We start from the raw sequence: 24,402 nt of genomic DNA, 5'->3' as shown, positions 1-24,402 counted from the left end.
CAATTACAGATTATTATAAAATATTAGCTATAATTTAAACTATAAATATTTTATATAACATATTCAAATATAGTATTATTAGTACTTTTTTTAATAATTGTTATTTTTTATTTAATAACAAAACATTGCGTTTTTTTACTATAGTTTTCTGATATTATTATATAATTTGAGTTTATCTCAGAAATATATTTAATTTAATAAGTGTTTATATATATTTGATATATCATATATTATAATATGTATAATTAATTATATCTTAGTATAGGAGATTTTTATAAATCTCTCTGTTAGTAAAATAATGTTAGTTTATATCGGTATTTATCTTTATCTATAAAAATATTTTTATTATTAGAAGTACTCTCCTGCATTCTTACAAGAAGAGATCTTTAATAAAGAAAATAAGTCATGAACCTAATTATTACTGTGTAATTCTATATTTATCTTTTATATTTTCTCTAATTTATAAATTAAAAAATATCAAGTATATAGCTATTTTCAATAGATTAAAAAATAATAATTATTTTATAATATATTAAATATAAGTAATCATAGATTAATAGTTTTCTTTCTTATTAGTGTTATATTGTATAGTTATACTAGTATAAAAGAGCTAAGTATGTAGGATTTTATAATGTATTCTAAGTTTATATATATTATTTCTAATTTGTACTCAGTTGCTATATTTTTTTGATATTTAACTAAGTTTTTTTATAAAAAATTTATTTGAGTAATTTAATTTTTGTATTATACGAAGAGTAATATTTTTATTTTAGCATTAATTACTAAATAAAATTATTTAATAAGTATAATAAATATTTAATAAATTATCTTGTTTTATTATAAAAATTTAAAATTACCCTCTATAATTAAATAATTATCTAAACATGCAAATCAATATAAATATAAAGTATTTATTTTAAATAAACTTTATGTATATTTTATTTCATATAAAGACATAATAAAATATTATTAGATATACTTTATATTCTACTAAAAATTTTAAAAGAATCTTAAATTTTAGTTATTATAAATTATATTTAGAATTAAATGTACTTGTGGGAGAATATAAATGTTATCACTAAGTAAAGAAGCCACTCAAGTTCATGAAAAGTTAGAAGCATATGGCTTGGAGAACCCACTTAATTACAAAAGCAAAATATTAGATCTTGAAATTCGTAAGCAGCTTATAGAAGATCATATGATAAAAATTATGCAGTTACTTAATCTGGATTTATCTAATGATAGTTTAATAAAAACTCCGAATCGTTTTGCTAAAATGTATATTAATGAAATTTTCTCTGGATTAGATTATTTAAATTTTTCTAAGATTACAATGATAAAAAATAAAATTAAAGTAGATGAAATGATAACAGTGCGAGATATAAGTTTTACTAGTACCTGTGAACATCATTTTGTGATTATTGATGGTAAAGCTCACGTAGCATATATTCCTAATAACTGTATTATAGGACTTTCTAAAATTAATCGTATAGTGCAATTTTTCTCTCAGAGACCACAATTACAAGAGCGTTTAACAAAACAAATTTTAGTAGCTCTACAAACTTTACTTGGAATAAAAAATGTAGCAGTATCTATTGATGCTAGGCATTTTTGTGTTAAAGCCCGTGGAGTTAAGGATATAACGAGTGTTACCACCACAACTTCGTTAGGTGGATTATTTAAATCTAGTCAAAATACACGTCAAGAATTTTTAAGTGTAATAAGGTATGAAAGATAAAATTAATTGTATTATGATTAATTTCGAGTAAAAATATAATTAGTATGATATGAAAAATAAAATGATTACTAAAATTAGTGATATAGATATCTATCTATATAAAATAAATAATAGTAACATATTTATATAGTTACTTACTTCAAAATAAAATAAATCAAAATATTTATTTCTGTATTTTCTCCTAAGTAAGGAATAAAATAGTTACCATATGTTTTATATAAATTATTTTAATAATAAGAAATTTTTCAAATAAATCAACGTATATTAAATAATAAGTTTACAATATTTAAGGTTGTTTTTATTATTTTATATTTGATATTTATTCAAAATATATTTTGATTTTATTAGGTTATTTCAAAGTATTTTAGGATATGTTATGGATAAGTTATAAGTAACAGTTTACTAAACTATCTTTGTAGATGTAATAAGAGTTTTGTTTTAGAAAATGTTCATCATAATTATATTATGAGTGATACTCAATATAATTATATATCTGTATATATAAAATAAAATTTAAACCGTCTATAAATTACACGTAGTTTACTATAATATTTTAGGTTATATTCTGCCATATAATATCTTAATAAAAATAAATATATTAAATATAGTATCTATATGTATAGATTGTATTATTTAATAATATTACTTATTTTAGGGATGTATAATAGCATTATTAGTAGTAAGCTCCTTAAAAATATTTGATATTTTTTTAATTAATATAAGCTTGTTGTATCACATTAATTAAGTATATTATTAAGATAATATAAACTCTAATACTAGTTGTTCTATTTTATTTATTGTAGGAATAATATTATTTATATTAAACTTTACAACTATGCCTAAATGGCAATTTTTATTGCATAATTAAAATTATTGTATTATTATCTACTTAAAACTATTTTATAGCGGTAATATGATCAATATCTTTTATGATTTTTATATGAAATATAAATACCATAATATATAATATAAATTATATTTAGTATAAATAATTTAAATTTTATAATTATTTAGCATTTAGTATGATTTTAGTGTTTAGTTAATCTTGTGCAATCAGAAGTTAAAGTTTTACTATAAAGTAATCAAAGAAGATAAAAAAATAATTTGCATAGTTTGTATTATTCTATCATGGATAAATATCCCATATAATAATTTCATATTAAGAAATACCTTATTAGTAATCTGATTTTATATATTATTTTTAAGTAATTTTATTCTAAAATAATTCTACTTAATATGTTTATTACTTTGTAATTAGAAGTCAAATATAATATATATATTTATATTTTTATATAAAAAATTTCAATTATATTATAATTGAAATAAAAAAAATTAAGAATAAAATTCTATATTTAAGTATTTTATACTATAGTTAATTAACGTAATATATTAAGGGATAGCTAATTTATTTAGTTTTATTATATAAAAACCAAATGTAGTTAAACTTTTTATTTTAAATATTAATACTAATAACAAGGATCGCAATTGTAATTAAAATATTAGCTAATAGTAATATATACTTTTAGTTATTTTTTAACTAAAAGTTATTGTGTTCTTATACAAATATTTTTATTTTATATATGGTATTATTAAAGAAATTCAGTAAGTTACTTATATAAGTAAAAAACCTTTTGTATCTGTAACACTATATCTTTATGAAGATAAAAATAATATAAGTAAAAAGAATGAAGTATAAAATGATAAATATTTTACTAAAGTTATAGTGTAATGAGTTTTTTTAAAAAGTTTATTAGTTTTAAAATTAGATAATACTCCTGTAATATAAATTAGATAAATATAATACAAAATAGTATTTAAGCAGTATTGAAGTTAAATAAATACTTTATTTTAAAATTTAAAATTCTATAAAACCTCCTCTCGCATAGATGCGAGTTTTTTTATAACTAAATTTGATAAAATAATACCAATTAATAAGTGGGTATAACGATGAAATCTGAAAAACCGGTTTTAACCCTATTAACTACACAAACAATTTATCGCAATGACCCCGCAAAACTTTTTCACCATTTATGCGGAAATCGTGCAGCAACATTATTACTAGAGTCAGCTGAAATAGATAAAAAACAAGATTTAAAAAGCTTGTTAGTGATAGATAGTGCGTTACGTATTACTGCGCTGGGACGTAATGTAACTATCCAAGCTCTGACTAAAAATGGTAGTACTCTCTTACCTCTATTGGACGCAGCTATTCCATCAGATATTAAAAATAATGTTCAACCTAACGGGCGAGTGCTAAATTTTCCTGTTATTGAACAGTATCAAGATGAAGATACACGTTTAAAATCAAGATCGGTATTCGATGCACTACGTATTTTACTTAAATTAGTAGTTACTCCAATACAGGAACGCGAAGCAATATTTATTGGAGGTTTATTTTCTTATGACCTAGTAGCAGGATTTGAAAATATTGCTATATTAAATAATAATAATAGATCTATAGACTTTTGTTTCTATATGGCAGAAACACTTTTAGTATTAGATCACCAACATCATAGTGCTCGTTTACAGGCATCTGTTTTTACTAGTAACTTAGAAGAAACTATTCGCTTACAGGCACGTTTAGAACAATTAACCAAAGAAATGACACATGAATCTCAGACCATTAAATATCAACATATTGAACATATGCAACTAACCTGTAATCTTAGTGATGTAGCTTTTAGTAAACTAGTAAGACATATGCAAGAAGCAATTCAAATAGGTGATATATTTCAGGTAGTTCCCTCTCGTCGATTTTATCTCCCCTGTCCTTCACCTCTTGCAGCCTATCACGCTTTAAAGCAAAGCAATCCAAGCCCTTATATGTTTTTTATGCAAGATAAAAATTTTTTTCTGTTTGGTGCATCTCCTGAGAGTGCATTGAAATATGACGCTACTAACCGACATATTGAAATATGTCCTATTGCTGGTACTCGCGCAAGAGCACGTCGTTTTGATGGAGCAATAGATCTTGATTTAGATAGTCGTATCGAATTAGAAATGCGTACTGACCATAAAGAATTAGCAGAACATCTTATGTTAGTTGATTTAGCACGAAACGACTTAGCACGTATCTGCGAACCAGGTTCACGCTATGTAGCAGATCTTACTAAAGTAGATCGTTATTCCTTTGTTATGCATTTAGTTTCTCGTGTAGTCGGGGTATTACGTCATGACTTAGATGTATTACATGCGTATCAGGCATGCATGAATATGGGCACGCTAAGTGGAGCTCCAAAAGTGCGTGCCATGCAGCTCATATATCAAACAGAAAAAACCCGTCGGGGCAGTTATGGTGGTGCTGTAGGTTATTTCACTGCTCATGGTGATCTAGATACTTGTATTGTTATTAGGTCTGCTTATGTGGAAAACGGTATTGCTACAGTTCAGGCTGGAGCAGGTATAGTTCTCGACTCCTTGCCACAGGTCGAGGCTGATGAAACTCGTAATAAAGCTCGTGCAGTAATACAAGCTATTGCTACTGCTCATAATATTAAGGATATATTTTAATGGCTGATATTCTTCTACTAGATAATATTGATTCTTTTACCTATAACTTAGTAGACCAATTACGCTCTAATGGTCACAGTTTAGTTATATATCGCAACCAAGTTCCTGCTGCAGTAATTATCAGTAAATTAGTTAAGATGAAAAATCCAATACTAGTGTTATCACCTGGTCCAGGGAATCCTTCTAAAGCAGGTTGTATGCCTGAATTATTATGCAAAATACGTGGTAAATTACCAATTATCGGCATTTGCTTGGGTCATCAGGCTATTATAGAAAATTATGGAGGACATGTAGGGCAAGCAAGTGAAATTATACATGGCAAAGCCTCTCTTATAGAGCATGATGGTATAGCTATGTTTAGTTGTTTACCCTCCCCTTTATCTGTTGCACGTTATCATTCTTTGGTGGGTAGTAATATCCCTGCTAAATTAATAGTAAGTGCCTCTTTAAATAATATGGTTATGGCAGTTCGTCATGATCAAGATCGTGTATGTGGTTTTCAGTTTCATCCGGAATCTATTCTTACTATTCATGGTGCGATCTTACTTCAACAGACGATCGAGTGGGCTTTATTATAAATAAACAATATTCATAGCATTAAAAAAATAAATAAATTATTTTTAAAATATTATTTTATATAAAAACAATTTCTTGTAAATTTTCTTAGAAATTTTATTAGAAGTATAATTAATTATCTATATTGTATTTATTTTTATAAACTAGCGTTATAGCCATATACTTTTCTCATTCTTAAAACATGTATTATATGAAGTAAAGTAAATTAATTGAGTACAGTAGTATATGATAGCTTGAGTTTTTACTTTTAATAAGTAGGATGTATATGGTTAAATTAATGCAATGTAGATAAAATTATAAAATCAGTTAGTAAATAAAAAGATTATTTTAATGATATTTAACAATACATTTCAGTAGAGAAAATTTATATTTATTAGTATCCAATGCTATGTAAATTTTATAGTCTTCATGTGATATTGTATTTTCTTACTATTAGTACAGTATTTATTATTATATCTAATGATAACTATATTTATGACATTAAATATATTATATACTAAATAAGTAAATATTTTTATGACTTACCCTATTTAATAGAAGTTATTATTAATATAATTTAATAAATAAAAGTTTTCTTAATATATATAGAATTGATTTTATCATCCTTATACTTAATATAAAGTATGGTTTTAGTACAGTACTATAGCCTGTATGATAATTTATGTATATAAGATATTGATCTATATAGATCAATTAATTAATAAATAAGAGAAAAAATTTTTTATTTTAACTAAAATAATAATTAAGAGATTAGTTTATATGTTAAAAGTTAGATTAACTTAAACATTATTTACTTTTATTGTTTTAATTTATTAAAATAATATACCTATCTAAGATTATAATACTAATTATCAGACATTAAATAGCTATATAAATACACCTAATAAGAATTATATAATATAAAATTAATATTTACATTAGTAGTATTATTAAAAACAATATAAATAAGATTATTAATATTTATTTATTAATATACTAATTGAGTATATATCGATAACTATCGTGCTTAAAATTATTTTCTATATAATATAAAATGATATAGAAAATAACAGATTCGCTATAAATATAACTTTAAATAAAAAATAAAATTAATATTTTATTATTATTTATTTTAATATTAAAATATAATAAAGTGTTTTAATTGAGAGATAAAAGTTATTGTTAATTGATATATACATAGTAGTTTATATATTGCATATAATACAAGATATATCTTTCGTATTGAGATTAACTAGTTTAGTTATTTTAATGAATAAAATATAAAAATAATATTATTATGATTATAATTAATATTTGCAGTAATATAGTTAATAAAAGTATACAATATAATAGTAAAATTATTATAATATCTTAATTACTAATTCTTAAGTTATTTATATATATTTTAAATAAAATATATAATTTTAAAAATTATTTAAGTAATTAATACACGGTATTTTACTTTTTATAAAAAATAAGTGCTTAAAAATATTAATTTTATTAAGTTTAATTTTAGATATTAATGATTTAAGTAATAATAACTTATATATTAATATGTAATTTTATATCTAGTATTATTTAGTGCGTACTTTTACTACTTGAGTTTATATATAGTATCAAGTAAAAATATAATATTTATATTTAGTATTATAATAGTTAGTGTCTTTTAACTAGTTATAATCTTTTTAAATATTATTAAAATACAGATTTTATCTTTGTTATCACTATACATTAGTAGGAAATATTAGTTATATATAAGAAGTATCTATATATTTAAATAAATATCTTACTCAAGTTAGATTAGATATTAAGTATTAAAAATTTATTACTTTTATTAAGGTTTATATTTTTATTGATATTAAAATTATAATAGTATTGCTTAAATGATTAATCTTACTATGAATATAATTTTTTAAATTTTAATAAAATAACTTTATAAAATGAAATTTTTTAATAGTTTCTTTAGATGCATATCTTATAAGATCTTATCCATTAAGATTGTTATTAAGAGTAATATAACGAACAGTTATTATACAGTTAGCATAGGGTATTTATAAATTATTTAATACTTCAACTAAAAAAACTCCTATGGATAAGATCTCTAATGAATCTTATAAGTACATTACACACAATATTATTGCTTGTATTTGTAATAGTATTTAAACTAAAATATAAATAATAAATACTTAATTATAAGTTATTTTGATAATAAATTTAAAATAGAAAAAAAATTATTAAAATTTATTATATGTTTGATGAATTTATAATTATTTAAATTAAAAATATTCGTTAACTGGTATTTCTTTACTACTTTTTGTATATTACTACTATTTTTAGTAGAAGTAAGATACAAAAAAGTTAATATAATAAGTACAAATTCTAAGATTTTTTCTATAATTTTATATTTTAAAAGTTAATTCAAATAAAATACTAATATTAGCTATACTAATCAGTATAGCTAATATCTTTGATTATATACAGTAATATTTGTAGCTTTTATTTTTTGGCTTATAATCTAATTTTATTATAAAATAACAAAATTATAGTTATTGTCTAATTACTATGAAGACAACTATAATTTATAATTAAAATGAATTTTAGGGTAATGTAATACCTTACAATTAAGTGTAATTTTTTTTAAATTTACTCCCCTTAAAGAGTAAGTTTTTCAATATTATAGTAAAGATATCTATCTATAGATAGTATTATTGTAGATATATTAATAGGTTAGTTATTCACTCCTTTTACTTTCTACTTGCATGTAATAGAAAGTTTAGGAAAAAATGCTTAATATACATAATTAATAAAATATTTTATATATCTAGTTAATGCATTTTAAATTTTATATCTAATAATTATGGAGAGATTACCCTATAGGTAGTAATAACATCAAAAACTAAGAGATACTAAAACTATACTACTTATTACAAGTAATGCTATTTTGATATATAAATATAAATAGGATTTGATAAATAATTATATTATTATTTTTAATAATTAGTCATCATTTAAAAAATAATAAAAACTTATTACAAAGTTTTAATATACTATTAATTAATAATATATAGCATTTAATTAAAGGTGATAAACATTTTTTATATATCATTAAGGTAAAAAATAATGTAATAAACTTGTATACTAAATTTGCTAATATTTTCTAAATCAGTATATTGTATTGTAATTGTAGAATATAGGTTAAAAATAATGCATTGTTATATAGCAATTAATATTTTATTTATTTTTTGTATATTTTATATGTGTTTATTTAGTTTTTATAATTTTAGTTATACTTGAGTAACTACGTTAGTTAAAATGATTTAAACATATCTAACTTATACTTAATAAGTATAAGTTAAGCTAGCTAGCTAAAATATAAGCTTCCCTTAAATAAGGACGATAACAATGATGGTAAATAAACGCGACTTTTATACTCAAGAAGACCTTGAATCTTGTGGACGCGGTGAATTATTTGGTATTGGTGGTCCACCATTGCCATCAGGCAATATGCTAATGATGAACCGTGTTTTAAAAATGTCTGAATATGGAGGTTACTATAACAAAGGCTATGTAGAAGCTGAGTTAGATATACATCCTAATTTATGGTTCTTTGGATGTCATTTTATTGGTGATCCAGTTATGCCTGGATGTTTAGGTTTAGATGCTATGTGGCAACTAGTTGGATTTTATCTTGGCTGGCTCGGAGGTGAAGGTAAGGGGAGGGCATTAGGTGTAGGTGAAGTCAAATTAACCGGACAGATACTTCCTACTGATAAGGAAGTAACTTATCGTATTCACTTTAAACGTATAATTAACAGGAGGTTGATTATGGGAATGGCTGATGGTGAGGTTTTAGTTGATAGAAAGGTTATATATCATGCAACGGACCTTAAAGTGGGATTATTTAAAGATACTAGCGCATTTTAATCTAATAATATTCATTTATTTTTAATTCTGTAACAATACATAGGTGCTTTTAGCTTATATTATCTTAATTTTAAAAATTAAGATAATATAAAAGTTTAGTATATTATTTATTGTAATAAAATCTAAATATCACTTTATCTCGGTATATTATAAGATTATATAATCTTTAGTAATATTTAGTATACATTTAAAATGTTATTTATAAATTACGTAGCGTTATTCAATATAGTATTATCTTCGCCTTTATAGATTTTTATCTATAGATATTGTATTTATACAGTATATCTTAATTTATTATTTTATAAGTTTTTATTATATTAAAATAAAATTTTAATATAATATCCTATTGCTGTAATGCATTATTTATCTTTAAAAATATTTAGTATGCAATCATATTATGATATTAAATAATTTTATTAAACTTATTAGTATTGTACTGTATAAAATTATGCATATATCAATTAAATAAAATAATAATTTATTATTATATTTATTTTGATTGTTTTTAAAAATATAAGATTAATTTATTAATACAAAAAAATTATCTTGTTTATCTTAATATATTATATTACATGTACTATGATTTTATATTTATATATTGTAGTAATATATTATATATTATTTGTTTTTGCTATATAACTTGTAGTTATGCATAATATACATGGAGATAAATATAATTAATTTGTATCTCTTTATATTTTATAACAAATTCTTATAGAATTTATTTAAGATAATATAATCATTGATATTATTTAATTAAAATGTTATAGACATAAATAAACACTTTATATATATTTATTGCTTTTTTATAATGAATTATTATTCATCATATCATTTACTCATTAATATTAATTTTTAGTTGCAAAAATATTTTAAAAAAGTTTTATTCTGTTTTTTATTTAGATAATTTTAAATAAATAGAGAAATATATATAATTATAAAGGTAAATATACATTTTTATAGAAAAATATAAAAGTAAAAGAAGTAAATATATTAATTCAGTGTATAGTTTATATATTTATACTAAATTTTAAAATGAATATTAAATATAATTAATATTATATAAATAAATTTACCTTTTAATAAAAATATATTTTTTCTTAAAATAGTTATAAACTATATCTCATGAAAAAACGTCAATAATCAGAATTATCTACTTACAAGTGTAATTAAATTTTTAATACCTTTTAAATATTAAAATTAAATGGAATTTAATGTATTTCAATAGAAAAGATTTTTACGATAAATTATCTTTAATTTTACAGCATTATAGTCTTATTAAATATTTTATATATTAAAAGTTTATTTAGATAGTTTATACTGAATATTTTTTACAGGTCATTACTTTTAATTATAACTTATATTCTATAATAGAATTATTTTTTGATGACGCTACATGAATAATCTAAAGATATGATCTTCTATCATCATAGATATTATTAGTACAATTGCTAATAAACTTATAAAGTTTATTTATTCATAATAACTATCTTATTATTAACTTTTGATATTATTTTAACACTAAAAATAGTATAGAATATAATTTAGATATCTTTAGTGTTATGAATCTAAAATATAGAATACTAGTATAAATTTATTTTGTATACTCTCTGTAGATAATATTATAACTCACTTAATTAATAATTATATAGCTAAAATATTTAGGTAATGATTTATATCATTAGTTATTTTTATACTAGTTATATATTATAAGTATGAATATACCTATAGATAGTTCAGTATTAAAAATGCATAATTAGTAATGAGTTTGATCTTTTATTAAAATCGTATTTAACTATTCTGATCAATTATTAAAGTTTAAATAATTGATCAACATCTAAGTTATATATAAAAATACTTCTATTTTACTTATTGGTAAATAATTTTTTTTATTATATCTATCAATATTGTTATTGATATCTTTTTATAAATATTTAAATAATTATAGAATTTTCTGTAATTATTTATTTTAATCAATTCTATACTATTATGATTATATAAATAATTAAATATATTTTTTTGATATTATAGATTCTTTTAACTGTAATATTATTATTTTAATATATACTTTTTTTAAAAAACTTAAAATTAGATTAATAAATATGCTAATTTTATTCAAATAATTCGGTATTTTTATATAAGAAATATTTTTATATATGTATTAATTGAGTGGTTTTTATTGTTAAGTTTTTAATAAAATTAATCTATTGTATATTTGATTTTTACAAAATATCTAGATATTTAAAAATACAATATTAAAAATAATAACTTATATAGATTATACACAATAGATAATATAATCTTATTATATTAGTTCAAATTTAGCCCATATAGGTGCATGATCAGATGATTTCTCCATATTATTTATTTCATAATCTATACCTGCATCAATGCAGTAATTAGCTAATTTTTGGCTGGCTAATATTAAGTCTACACGCAACCCAAGGTTTTTACCTAATTTTTTTGAACGATAATGAAACCATGAAAAATGATCGTTACATTCTGGATGTATTTGTCTGTAAGTATCAATAAGACCCCAGTTTTTTAGGCAATTTATCCACTGACGTTCTTCAGGTAAGAATGAACATTTACCAGTTTTTAACCAGCGTTTTCGACTATATTCACCTATACCGATATCGTTATCAGTAGGACTAATATTTAAATCCCCCATAACAATTACCTGTTTTTCTGGATTTTGATCTGCTTCTAGATAGTTTTGGAGATCTTGATAAAATTTTCTTTTTGCTGGAAATTTAATTATATGATTACGATTTTCTCCTTGTGGGAAATATCCATTGATAATAGTTAGCATTCCAGTAGATGTCGTAATATCAGCCATAATAATACGGCATTGAGCATTTTTATCATCATACGGAAAACCTTTTCGTATAGCTAATGGCTGCTGTTTAGTTAATAAAGCTACACCGTAATGGCTTTTTTGACCATGATAAAATATTTGATACCCCAAATTTTCTAAAGATGTTAAAGGGAATACATGATCTTGAACTTTAGTTTCCTGTAAACCAATGATATCAGGATAATATTTAACTATAATAGCTTTGAGTTGATGTATATGAGCACGTATACCATTAATATTAAAGGAGATAATTTTCATAGAAAATAGTTAATATTGAATTTTTCGATTATTTTAATAAAAATTATAAATAATAGCTAAGTAACTTAACATTTTATTATATAACAGTGATAAATCATGACTATTAATGTTTTATTAGATAGACTCCTGCAAATAAGTATTATTCTGTCTTGGAAAGATTATTTTTAATATTTTAAAGACTACATATTAAAGATGTGATTATGTAGATTACTTAGAAATACTATATTTTCTATTATACTTATAAAAATATTATTTACCCAAATAAGTACTAAAGCATATATTTTATATATATATTAGAAATAATCTAATATTAACCTAAAAAATTAAAATTGATCTTTCATTTTTCGTAAGAGAGAAAAAACTTTCCAAAGTTCTTCTGGTTTTTTCTCTAATGTAGTATTTAATACTAAATTATCATCATAACAACGCAAAAAAGGATTAATTATTTTTTCTATTCTAAGTAAGGAAGGTACACTAGGTTGATTGTTTAATCTTAATTTTTTTACTTTTTTCTGGTATGATTGAATATCTTGATTATTGGATAAAACATATTTAGCAAATTTAAGATTTGATTCGGTATACTCATGAGAACAGCAAACTAATGTTTCATTAGGAAGTTGATTTATTAATTGTAAAGAATAATACATTTGTTTTGTTGTACCCTCAAAAACTCTTCCACAACCAGCGGAAAATAATGTATCCCCACAAAATAAATATGGATTACTGTAATAGGCAATATGTCCAAGGGTATGTCCTGGTATATATAGAATGCTAAAAATTATACCTAATAAAGTTATTTTATTATAACCTATAATTGGTTGAGTGCAACCTTTATTAATAGTTTCTATTGGTCCATAAACCGGAAGACAAGGATAATACTTTAAAATATTACTTACCCCCCCTACATGATCATTATGATGGTGTGTTAATAGTATGGCTTTAGGAGTCAGTAGATTTTTTTTTAAGTATTGTAAAACTGGCAAACTAACTCCCGGATCTATAATAATGCTTTCTTTATGAGGAGAGGAAAGTATCCAAATATAGTTATCTTGCATAACGGGAATACTAATAAGATGCATTACTTATAATTCCTAATTGAGTCATCTCTTATATAGAAAATATTTTAAGATATAATTAATTATATATAAAATATTTTTTCTTGTATAACAGTTTAGGAGATGATATCTGGGCTATTAACATTATTTTGTACTCTTAAAATAATATATTTCTTTGTTATATTTTAATATTTTTATTAATTTTATAAAATATTAAAATTGCTTAGTTACTATTTTATCAAATTTATTATATATCTTAGATCATTATTATAATAATCATTAAGTGCAGGTAATATAATAATATATATGTTATAACTTATTTTTTTATTTTAACTTTTCATATATAGTCTGTTAACGTATATTGGCTTTACATATACTTTATTTGTATTATTGTTTCTTATTATATAAGTAGATTTATATCTAGTGTATTACTAATGATAGTTATGTAGTAATTTTTATGATACTGAACTACATTTAATACTATAAATTATCCTGAATTATTGTATTTAATTACAATATCAATTTTATTGAAAATATATATAATCTTATTATATATTAAATATTTTTGCATTTTTAGTTTTATACATTAGAAAAAAATTATTTTAAAATTCTTTTTGTTTACTCTAGAAATACAGCCACAATTAATAAATATTTATTAATTTTAGTATTTCTAGAAATTATTATAGTTTTAAAATAATTATGATTTTGCCTAAAATTGTGTCATTAACTGATTAATAATCAATCAATAAAATAATTATTTAACTAGAGATTTTAGTAAACTTTACATATAAATATAATGAAGAAATTTGTTATATTATTCTTCTAAAGACAATTATATACAATGATATGTATATATATTATATATATTGTATTTAGATTAATATCTAAGTAGTAATAAGATTAATATCTTAATATTAATTTATTTGTAAGTTCATATAAAATATATATAAATATTTTTTATATATATTTTATATGTTATTATAAATATAATTTTAAGGATTTTAGGGTAAAGTTTAATAAATCATAGCATAAAATATTTAAATTTTTATATTTAAAATTATTAGAGTAAACTCATTTGATCTTAATCAAGATAAGGTATTATATCTCTGATATATGTTATTCAGAGAAAATTTACTTAAAAATATTGAATGTTAAATATTTAATAAAGTTTATACTACCTTGTAGTTAACTAGACAATCTTGATGTTTTTATACTTAAATGAATGTTGTATTATAGTTTAAATATTTTTATTGATTATTATTTATATACTTACTTTAAGTAAATATTATTTTATTTGTTTATAACCTGTATCCTCCTTGTTTGGAAGACTAGCTGCATTTCTAGCTAAAGCATCACATCGTTCGTTATTAACACAATTAGCATGGCCCTTAATCCATATCCACTCAATATTATGTTTTTGGATTACTAGATCAAGTCGTTGCCATAAATCTATATTTTTAACAGATTTTTTATTTGTTGTTTGCCATCTGCTCTTTTTCCAATTATGTATCCACTGAGTTATTCCTTTACGGACATATTGACTATCACTATACAATATAACTGAGCATGGATTTTTTAATATTTCTAGTGCCACAATAGCTGCCATTAACTCCATGCGGTTGTTAGTCGTAATGTAGTACCCAGCGCTTATTGTTTTTTCATATTGTTCATAGTGCAAAATAGCACCATATCCACCTGGTCCTGGATTTCCTAAGCAAGAACCGTCGGTAAAAATATCAACTTCTTTTAGCATACATAGCATTTTAATAAAGGATTCAGCCATAATTATATATAAATTAGCATTATTATTATAGCTATTTATTAGATATCTTGTTTGTAATAAACAGGGTATGCTTTATTAAAAAAATTAAGATATATTAGGATTTTATAATTATGTATATCACTTTGGTAGTTATTATTAATTAAATATTTAACTCAATTTTTTGCTTATTAAAATAAATAATAATGAATATAATTATTTAATTATAATTATTATAACTTTATTATAAAGTAGTTTTTAGATAAAAGTATAAGCTAATATTGCAGATACATAAATATAATCTTGTTTTAATATTTAAAATCAATTATTTATTATATACAATATATGTTATGTATTTTCTGAGTTATATACCATTAAGAATTTTTACTACAGTAGATATGACGTAATATTAATATTACTCTAAGTATAACAGATTACCTATAGTTGAGTAAAGATAATAGTTTAAGTATTAAATGTATTTTTTATTAAATTAATACATTTAATGTTTATATTAATAATAAAATCTATTAGTATTACTGAATAAAAAAATATTAAGTTATTTCTATTAAATAATAAAATTATAAAAATAATATTATATTTCTTCTAAATATAAAATATCTGTGTACTGATATACAGCGTTATTATTCGTAACTTAACTTAAATAATTTGTATATTTTATCAAAAATAAACGATATAATTTTTACACAGATTAAAATAAGATATTTTACAACTATTTAAAGAATATTAGCAATTTAATTTATTTTATTGGATAAATTTAACTAAATAAATATTAATTTAATATCAAATTATAAAGATTATTTAATCTTATATCCTTTTATGATTATAAAAATAATTGCTAACAATAGTATTAATTATACTAAAGTATTATAATTTATAGGATAATTATAAATTATATATACACAATGTGTATTTTGCATAATTTTATTTTTATTTAAAAGTGATATAATCCAATTATATTTATAGATTATACTTAATCTTTTAGTGTGGTACTGTATTAGTACAGTACCTACTTGTATTTTAAAATGATAGTTTATTACTATATTCTAGGTATAAAGTTAAAATACATATGTAGATGAAATTATATACATGAAAGTGATCGGTTATATTTTACTAATATATTATAGTACATAAAATTATTTATATTAATTTATAGTACAGTGGTATTATTGCTTATATAAAGTTATAATATAACTTAACCTAAGTAGGTTTATTTAAATAAAAATAAAGAAATAAAAAACTGTTATTTATAATGTTTAAAATAATATTAAATATTATTTGTTTATAATAACATAGTAATATACTATATATGTAATAACTAAATAAAAAATTAAAACTATTAAAATAAATATTAAAACATTATACTAATACAATTAAAAATTATTAATTAGTTAATAAAAAACAAAGTAATATATCAAAATATAAGTAGTAGTAAATACGTGAATTATTTTATATAAAAATATACCTTGACTATAATATCTATATTATATTATTTGTAATATACAAATGACACGAGGATTATATAATTTATAAAAGATAAAATATCGTATAATGATTTATTATCATATTAATGATAGCAGTAAATTTTTTAAAAATTAAATAAAAACTAATCTAGTTATAGTTCTAGTTCATTCATAGCAGCAATATTAAAACCTCCATCAACATGCAATATCTCACCCGATATACCACTAGCTAATGAAGAACACAAGAATGCTGCGGCGTTTCCTACATCTTCAATGGTTACCGTGCGACGAATTGGAGTAACTGCCTCACAGTATGCTAACATTTTTCTAAAATCTTTAATTCCAGATGCAGCTAGAGTGCGTATTGGACCAGCAGAAATACCATTTACACGTATACCCTCAGACCCCATAGAGTTTGCCATATATCGTACATTAGCCTCCAAAGAAGCTTTAGCGAGGCCCATAACGTTATAATTACGTATAGCACGCTCTGCACCTAGATAAGATAAAGTTAGTAGACTAGAGTTTGTATTAAGCATAGCACGACAAGATTTAGCCATAGCAACAAAACTATAAGAGCTAATATCATGAGTAATATGAAAACCATTACGAGTAACTACATTTACATAATCACCCTGTAGTTGATCGCCTGGTGCAAAACCTATTGAATGTACAAAACCATCAAATTGTGGCCAAAATTTCTTTAATTCCATAAACATTGTATCAATACTTTTATCTGTTGATACATCACATAATAGAACTATATCAGAATCTAACTTAACTGCATATTTCTCTACTCTAGACTTAAGTTTACTATTTTGATATGTAAAAGCAAGCTCAGCTTGTTCTCGGTGCATTGCTTTAGCTATACCATAGGCAATGGATAGTTTGCTGGCTATACCAGTTATTAGAATTCGCTTACCGGTAAGAAAACCCATAAAAGTAATATCCTTGTTATTCTATATTCAGAGTTTATAAATTATTTAATATCCTTATGATAACACTAAGGAATGTTGATTAAATTTAATAAACATTAATTACTTAAATAAGTAAAAACAGACTGATAAAATATGACATAATAATTGTTATTAAATGGATTTATTATTAAGTAAATAATAAATTTAAATATTATATTATAAATTATTTATTACTTAATATTTTAATATTATAGTTAGATGAATAGATAAGATCTTATCTATTCAAATATCCCAAGTGTATTATTATACTTCACATATTAGTATAATACTACGTATACTAATATGATTACTGTTAATTCGTTATTTAGTTTGGTAATGTACCAAAAATTATCAAATCTTATTAGTAATACTATATTCAACCACTTCTTCATCATACATGACTATTAACTTATCCTGCTATGTTTATTATACTTAAATGCTAAATAACATACATAAGTCATACTATGTTTTGTTATAATTATAGTATTAGATTAATAATTTGTAAACATATAAACATATCTGAAGTATCTAGTTCCTCATCTACTATAATTACTTAAGGCTGTAAAATCAATGTGCATGCTAAAACGACACGCTACATTTATCCAAGTATTAAAATATATAAATAATAATAAGGATGATAAGAACTTAACCTGATTTAATGTAATCTTGTATTTATACATAGTGTACGTTTATGAAGTGATACTTACTATGTATTCTTAATGGCATATCTAAAATATATCCTATCCATTAATCAGGATTGAGTTACGTTGATAGATATCATAGAATGATGCGTATAAGCTTACTTCGATAGCAAAAATCTCCCTAATGTAATTACTTATTATTAATAATACTCTCAACATGAGTAGATTCTATTGTACTAAAAAGTATTTGTAATAGAGTAGTTTTTTTACAGTTCTCACCTATAATTACCTAAAGTTTAGCTCTTACGTAAATAAAAACTAACTAATTAAACTGCTGTAAAATTTTGGTTATAGATCACGAATAATCCAGCACTATAGTTAAATATTTTGTCGATAAAAGAATTCTAGTAACGTACTGCATTTTATTGAACTCTATATTAATCGCGGTATCTAATAAATAAATATTTAAGTGAAGGTTATTATACTAAAAAATATATTTAAACAGTTTTTATGTTATAGTATATAGCTAAAATTAAGGATTATTCTAATCAGTGATAAAATATAGGGATTACGTAACTTAATTGGTATATTATCACAATTAACGCTGTCTATTGTTTGATCACAGTAAATTACGTTAATATCATTAGCCAATTCATCATAATCCATAGATTATCACTTATAAGTAAAATAGTAATTTTGTTATTTTTATTTATATATACTAGAAAGCGAAAAATTTATGCTTATATAGCAGGTACTATTGTATCTATTAGTTCATAGGTACTTAGAAAGTATTCTTAATTCACTAGAGTAATGAACCATAATTTTCTGGTATGTTTATTTAGTACATTTTATATTGTATACTACTTATGATATATTTATGATTTTTAATACCTAAATAGTATAGTAACTCTATGTCTCAACATTTACTTTATTATAATCTTTACCAAAGAATTTTCTTTATAAGTACAGCTAGGAATTTTTTGGATAACTTGTCGTCCAATAGTTGCAAACTAATATAGACAAGGTTTTATTCTTAAAAAATTATAGATATGTATATGATATACTAAATGTAGAAGCTATCTTCAAGTAATACGTAATAAATTAATATCATTCAAATAGAAGAAATTAGTTATAACTTTTCAATTATCTTTAGTGACGTAGCAAATTACTTTATCTATTAATATTTTTCAAGAATCAGATATATCAACTAAACTGAGTACTTTACTTTCACTTAGATTATATCTACATGATTGACAACTTTTATTAATTCTTTAGAAGTTTTAAATTAAATTGGTAGATTACAAATATAAAGTAATGGCATTTTATTTATTCTGCATGTACGTTTATTACTCTACGCGTATTCTATTGCCTAATAAATTAACTAAAAACACACTCATCATTATATCTATATCTGGCAGTATAATAGTTTACAGTGCTAGGATATATTAGTTATAATTAATACCCAAACATTATTCTTCCTTACTATATTAATAGTAATAAAGCCCCAAACTAAAAAAGCTAAGTTTGTAGATATCTACAATAACCACGGAAAACTTCTGAGTGTGTTTACTTACTAAATTACCAATAATATTAGTAATTTAAATGACATATAATAAACTAAGTATATACACTATGTAATATAGTAGTAAACATATATTCTTTTTTTTGAACCCTTAATACACTAATATATAAACCTCTCCTATCCTATGAGATAGGGTTATTGCACATACTACCTTTATAGTAGATACAAGTAAAAGACCTAGAAAACTATTAGAACAATAAGTTAATATAATTATAAGTATAAAAAGTAGTGTATCAAAAATATAATTTAGGATTAGTTTAATATAAACATAAGCTTATACTAGATATAATACCTACTTTAATACATAAAATACTAACTATTATAGTAGGACAATAGTACAGCCACTAAAATTGAGGATAATCCTACATAATAGGAGGATAAAAAATATCACGACCTAAATTGTGAGTTCTTAGGAAGAATAATATATCCAATAGTAAGACTATAACAAGGAGTAATAGCTGAGTGATCTGGTGACCTAGCTCAGGATAGTTAAATAATATTATAATAACCATTGTAATTAATAAGTATTATAGAAAAATTTAACCCCCAGTATTTGCAAATACAAGTTAAAACATTATATAATATATGCGTCTTATAATAGTGAATAGTATTCAAACACATATAGTTGCAACTATGATATAATTTAAATACAAATGTAATTTATATTCATCCTGAATAAGTAAATATATTCACTTATCTGTATTATAGTTAATGTGTTTAGTAATAAACATTATATATTATAAAATTCATTAGCATAATTTTTTAGTAAAAATGGTCTAATATCTACGCTTCAATAAGAGTAAATAAATTACTATATCCTTCATAATATAATAGTAAATATTAGTGAACATAAACTAGTAGTAAAATTTAAATTTAATAAGAAAATAACATCAGTAATATTGCTAACTAAACAAAGAATAGAGTAGTAGGAATATTATTCCATATACTCAATAATATTATCTTTCAATTTTTCACGTAACAGACCAGCAATGATTTCAATAGCAGAATACTAGCTACTAATGCCAATATAAATATTAGAATACATATATCTCTATAATGGCAGTAAACTTTTTTGATATTTAATGATCAATAATGAGTTATTAGTTGATACGAGATACACCTAGTTGACTTTATAAGAGGTCATATATCAGCTTATAAGCATTAATCATAGATACATCAATAAAGTATTGCGTGTTAGTGTAAAATATAGTAGTTTAAATTTAACCAGCGATAAAAAATATTTTTATCAACTATAATAGTAGTAGAGGTAATATAAAAATAATTATAGTTTATTTGCCATAAATGCAAAATCATACAATTTTGACACTTTTATCTCACTTTCGTTAGTAAATTTTTACTGATAGATATAGTATTTTTTTTCGCAATTAATACCGACAAAAAAATTTAGTAGATAAGTTTGATGTTAATCCCTTAATACCATTACAGTATACTTGTGGATGTAAAGAATACACTAACGGTATAACAAATAGTTGTTCTTCTAGAATGTTTTGTGCATTTCGATAATCTTATATGCGTTATAAAATATGCTGTGATAACAGAAACTCATATAGTAAGCAATTAAATAATAAATCATACTGCTTAATTAAGACAGTGTGATATTGAAGATATCACCAGCTGAACAGTCGATTAAAATTATTTTAAGTGATTATTTTATCAGTTATCTATTTTAATATTGTTATATCATAGTTAATATTACTTAAATACGCTTCTTGTTATAAGGGTTATGTTATAATAACAATGCTACTAACATAAATATTTATTTACATTATATTGGCTTAAATAAATTCAGCTACCTATAGCACTAGGAATATAAAACTGAAATATAGAAAAAAACTAAAATTATAAATATAAATGAGTTACATTACTTTTTTATTATTTAATATTATTTACTTAGATTATATCCTTTAATTTTAGCTTCTCTATTATATTGCCAAAAATAACTGGTCATGCTTTATATAACTTTTTAACTATGTCATAACATTCTCATTTTATGAGACGTTGTTATTAATTGAACAAGAAATATCTCGGTATACATTAATATTATTCAGAAGTTGTTTTTTAGTATTAAATGTAAGATTAGTTAGACTTATATCAGGGCTTAATCATTAAGTGCAGATTATTTCTTAAAATACTTAGTTAGTTAACTATAGAAGAGGCAGTTATATATCATATTTCCTTGTTAAGATATTTAAATAATTACCCTACACTTCCTGTAATGAGATCTATAATTACTTGGTATAAGTGTATTTTTCCAAAATAAATTATTTCATTATAGACAAATATATTGCTCTATTACATATGATTTAATCATCAAAGATTCGGTGCTTACAGGAAAATAATTTATTTCTTCTTTTTTATCTTGTTTTATTATAAAATTATCGTACTCCGCTGATATTATATATAGTTAGTTATTGGGTGTCATAAAAAATTATTTGAATTGTTAAACTAATTTTAATCTTAAAATTACCAAGTCTATGCAATCTTTTTACTATATTGCTAAAACTATAAATTGATAAAATCAGGGTCATAAATAACAATCATTATTTATATTATGATATGGATTTTAATAATAAATATACTATTAAAACTAGATACTAAGTTATCGGTATTTGCTTTACATCTAGGTTTAAATGGTAGGTGCTTTAAAAGTAAAATATTTGTATGTATGTAATACATAAGTTAGACTATAATCTAACATTATTTAATTTTAGGATCATTCGTGGATTAAAGTACTATGATATAGGTTAAATTATAATAAACTATTATATAATTGATCTGTTAGAGTATTAAAGGTGATTTTGTTGCTCTAGATATTTAAGAATAAAATATTCAAGTGCCTATTAATATAATAAATTAAATATTTTCTGATAGATATCCTTGAAAGTTTTAGGGTTAATTATATGTTATTAAGTTTTTTTAAACTACGTATAAGATATTTAAAAACTGTTAAGTACATTATTCATTCTAATGTGGATTAGTTGTTACCCTAAGAATAATATTCAAATAAATAAGGTTTTTTATTTACTTTATATATAGATGACATTGATAATTGTTCTATCTAAAAACAATTATTGTTGACTAGTTTTAGGTAGATAAAATCTAATAAAGTAATAAAATATAGCTAAAAAATTTATTTTTAAAATAATAAACATATATATTTATTATTTTCTATTCAATAAATAAAAAAAATAATAAAGTTAATTATTAATAAATTATTTTATTAGATTTCATTGTACTATTTAGGTTTATATTAAAATTATTTAATAATTATATAAATTAATAAATACACCTCAAAATAGAATTTTGTGTTTATATAAATATATAATAATAGATACTAGGTTAATAATAAATAATTAATTGTTTTATTTGTTCTTACTATTTTAAGAGTAAAAATATGTCTATAAAGATTTTATCTTCTTCAATTACGAATTTAAACACATTCATTACCGATCCGGAAGCAGCTTTACGATCTAGTGATCGTGGAGTAATTACCTTATTAGATAATAATATACCAAAATTTGTTTGTTATGCTGTTACTCCCAAAAGAATGGCTGAATTATTAGCTTTTGAGAAAGTTTATAACCTTAATGATATAGATGTAATATTAGAAAATAATATATTAAAAAATAAAATGTTACCACCCCATAAAAAAAATATTAAAGCCAAGCTAGGCAAATTTGTGATGTATGAAGGTTGGAAGCCTGATTCAGATTTTTTACGTATGGCTGCAATTTGGGGATATATTATAACAGTACCAGTTATGATGACTGAATTAGCATCATTTATATCCTATTGGCAGGCAGAAGAAAAATATTTTTATCACGTACAATGGCAGCAGAAACTTGCACGTAGTGTATATCAACAACGTATGATCAAAAGTAGCTCATTAAAACGAGATATTAATTCTATAGGTGAACAATATCATTCTATTCCTAAGGGTTTTAGAGGTTAACAATATAGGATGGAATCCTTCTTAGTTTTATTGAATTAAAAAATGATCCGTTCCCTTTAGGAAAAGTTTATAAATAGGTAAAAAAATTCTCTAGAAAAAAATAATCATTCATA

General features: G+C 22.0%; 9 protein-coding genes and 1 pseudogene. 5 read left to right on the top strand and 5 right to left on the bottom strand.

Going from position 1 to position 24,402, the window contains the following annotated elements:
• The first annotated feature begins 1,069 nt into the window (after positions 1-1,069).
• The 4 genes and pseudogenes from folE to fabA all read left to right on the top strand — a co-directional run bounded on the left by folE (position 1,070) and on the right by fabA (position 9,727).
• Positions 1,070-1,738 (top strand): GTP cyclohydrolase I FolE, encoded by a 669-nt coding sequence (folE, locus tag K0T98_RS02260; protein ID WP_225639242.1) that lies wholly within the window; start codon positions 1,070-1,072, stop codon positions 1,736-1,738.
• Between the two features lie 1,947 nt (positions 1,739-3,685).
• Positions 3,686-5,248, top strand: a complete 1,563-nt coding sequence (locus K0T98_RS02255) for an anthranilate synthase component 1 (protein WP_225639241.1) — start codon at positions 3,686-3,688, stop codon at positions 5,246-5,248.
• A pseudogene (locus K0T98_RS02250) lies at positions 5,248-5,817 on the top strand (glutamine amidotransferase-related protein); the annotation flags it as partial. The gene K0T98_RS02255 and the pseudogene K0T98_RS02250, both read left to right, overlap by 1 nt.
• 3,391 nt (positions 5,818-9,208) lie before the next feature.
• Positions 9,209-9,727 (top strand): bifunctional 3-hydroxydecanoyl-ACP dehydratase/trans-2-decenoyl-ACP isomerase, encoded by a 519-nt coding sequence (gene fabA / locus K0T98_RS02245; RefSeq protein WP_225639678.1) that lies wholly within the window; start codon positions 9,209-9,211, stop codon positions 9,725-9,727.
• A gap of 2,305 nt (positions 9,728-12,032) precedes the next feature.
• Here fabA and xthA read toward each other — a convergent pair.
• The 5 genes from xthA to K0T98_RS02220 all read right to left on the bottom strand — a co-directional run bounded on the left by xthA (position 12,033) and on the right by K0T98_RS02220 (position 20,828).
• Positions 12,033-12,842: an exodeoxyribonuclease III gene (xthA, locus tag K0T98_RS02240; RefSeq protein WP_225639240.1), complete on the bottom strand. Its 810-nt coding sequence runs from the start codon at positions 12,840-12,842 to the stop codon at positions 12,033-12,035.
• 323 nt (positions 12,843-13,165) lie between these two features.
• Positions 13,166-13,921, bottom strand: coding sequence for a hydroxyacylglutathione hydrolase (gene gloB, locus K0T98_RS02235; protein WP_225639239.1), 756 nt, complete (start codon positions 13,919-13,921; stop codon positions 13,166-13,168).
• Between the two features lie 1,261 nt (positions 13,922-15,182).
• Positions 15,183-15,650, bottom strand: a complete 468-nt coding sequence (rnhA, locus tag K0T98_RS02230; protein WP_225639677.1) for a ribonuclease HI — start codon at positions 15,648-15,650, stop codon at positions 15,183-15,185.
• Between the two features lie 1,639 nt (positions 15,651-17,289).
• A complete protein-coding gene (gene fabI / locus K0T98_RS02225) occupies positions 17,290-18,075 on the bottom strand; it encodes an enoyl-ACP reductase FabI (protein WP_225639238.1) in 786 nt (261 codons plus the stop codon).
• 2,603 nt (positions 18,076-20,678) lie between these two features.
• Complete coding sequence (locus K0T98_RS02220; RefSeq protein WP_225639237.1) at positions 20,679-20,828, bottom strand: hypothetical protein; 150 nt, start codon at positions 20,826-20,828, stop codon at positions 20,679-20,681.
• A gap of 2,903 nt (positions 20,829-23,731) precedes the next feature.
• On the opposite strand from K0T98_RS02220, the gene K0T98_RS02215 reads away from it, so the two are divergent.
• Complete coding sequence (locus K0T98_RS02215; protein WP_225639236.1) at positions 23,732-24,289, top strand: DnaT-like ssDNA-binding domain-containing protein; 558 nt, start codon at positions 23,732-23,734, stop codon at positions 24,287-24,289.
• The last annotated feature ends 113 nt before the right edge of the window (positions 24,290-24,402 follow it).

Source organism: Candidatus Profftia sp. (ex Adelges kitamiensis), assembly GCF_020342455.1.
GTDB lineage: Bacteria > Pseudomonadota > Gammaproteobacteria > Enterobacterales > Enterobacteriaceae > Profftia.
Note: the sequence above shows the minus strand (reverse complement) of the source record. Positions and strands in the feature narration are given on the sequence as shown.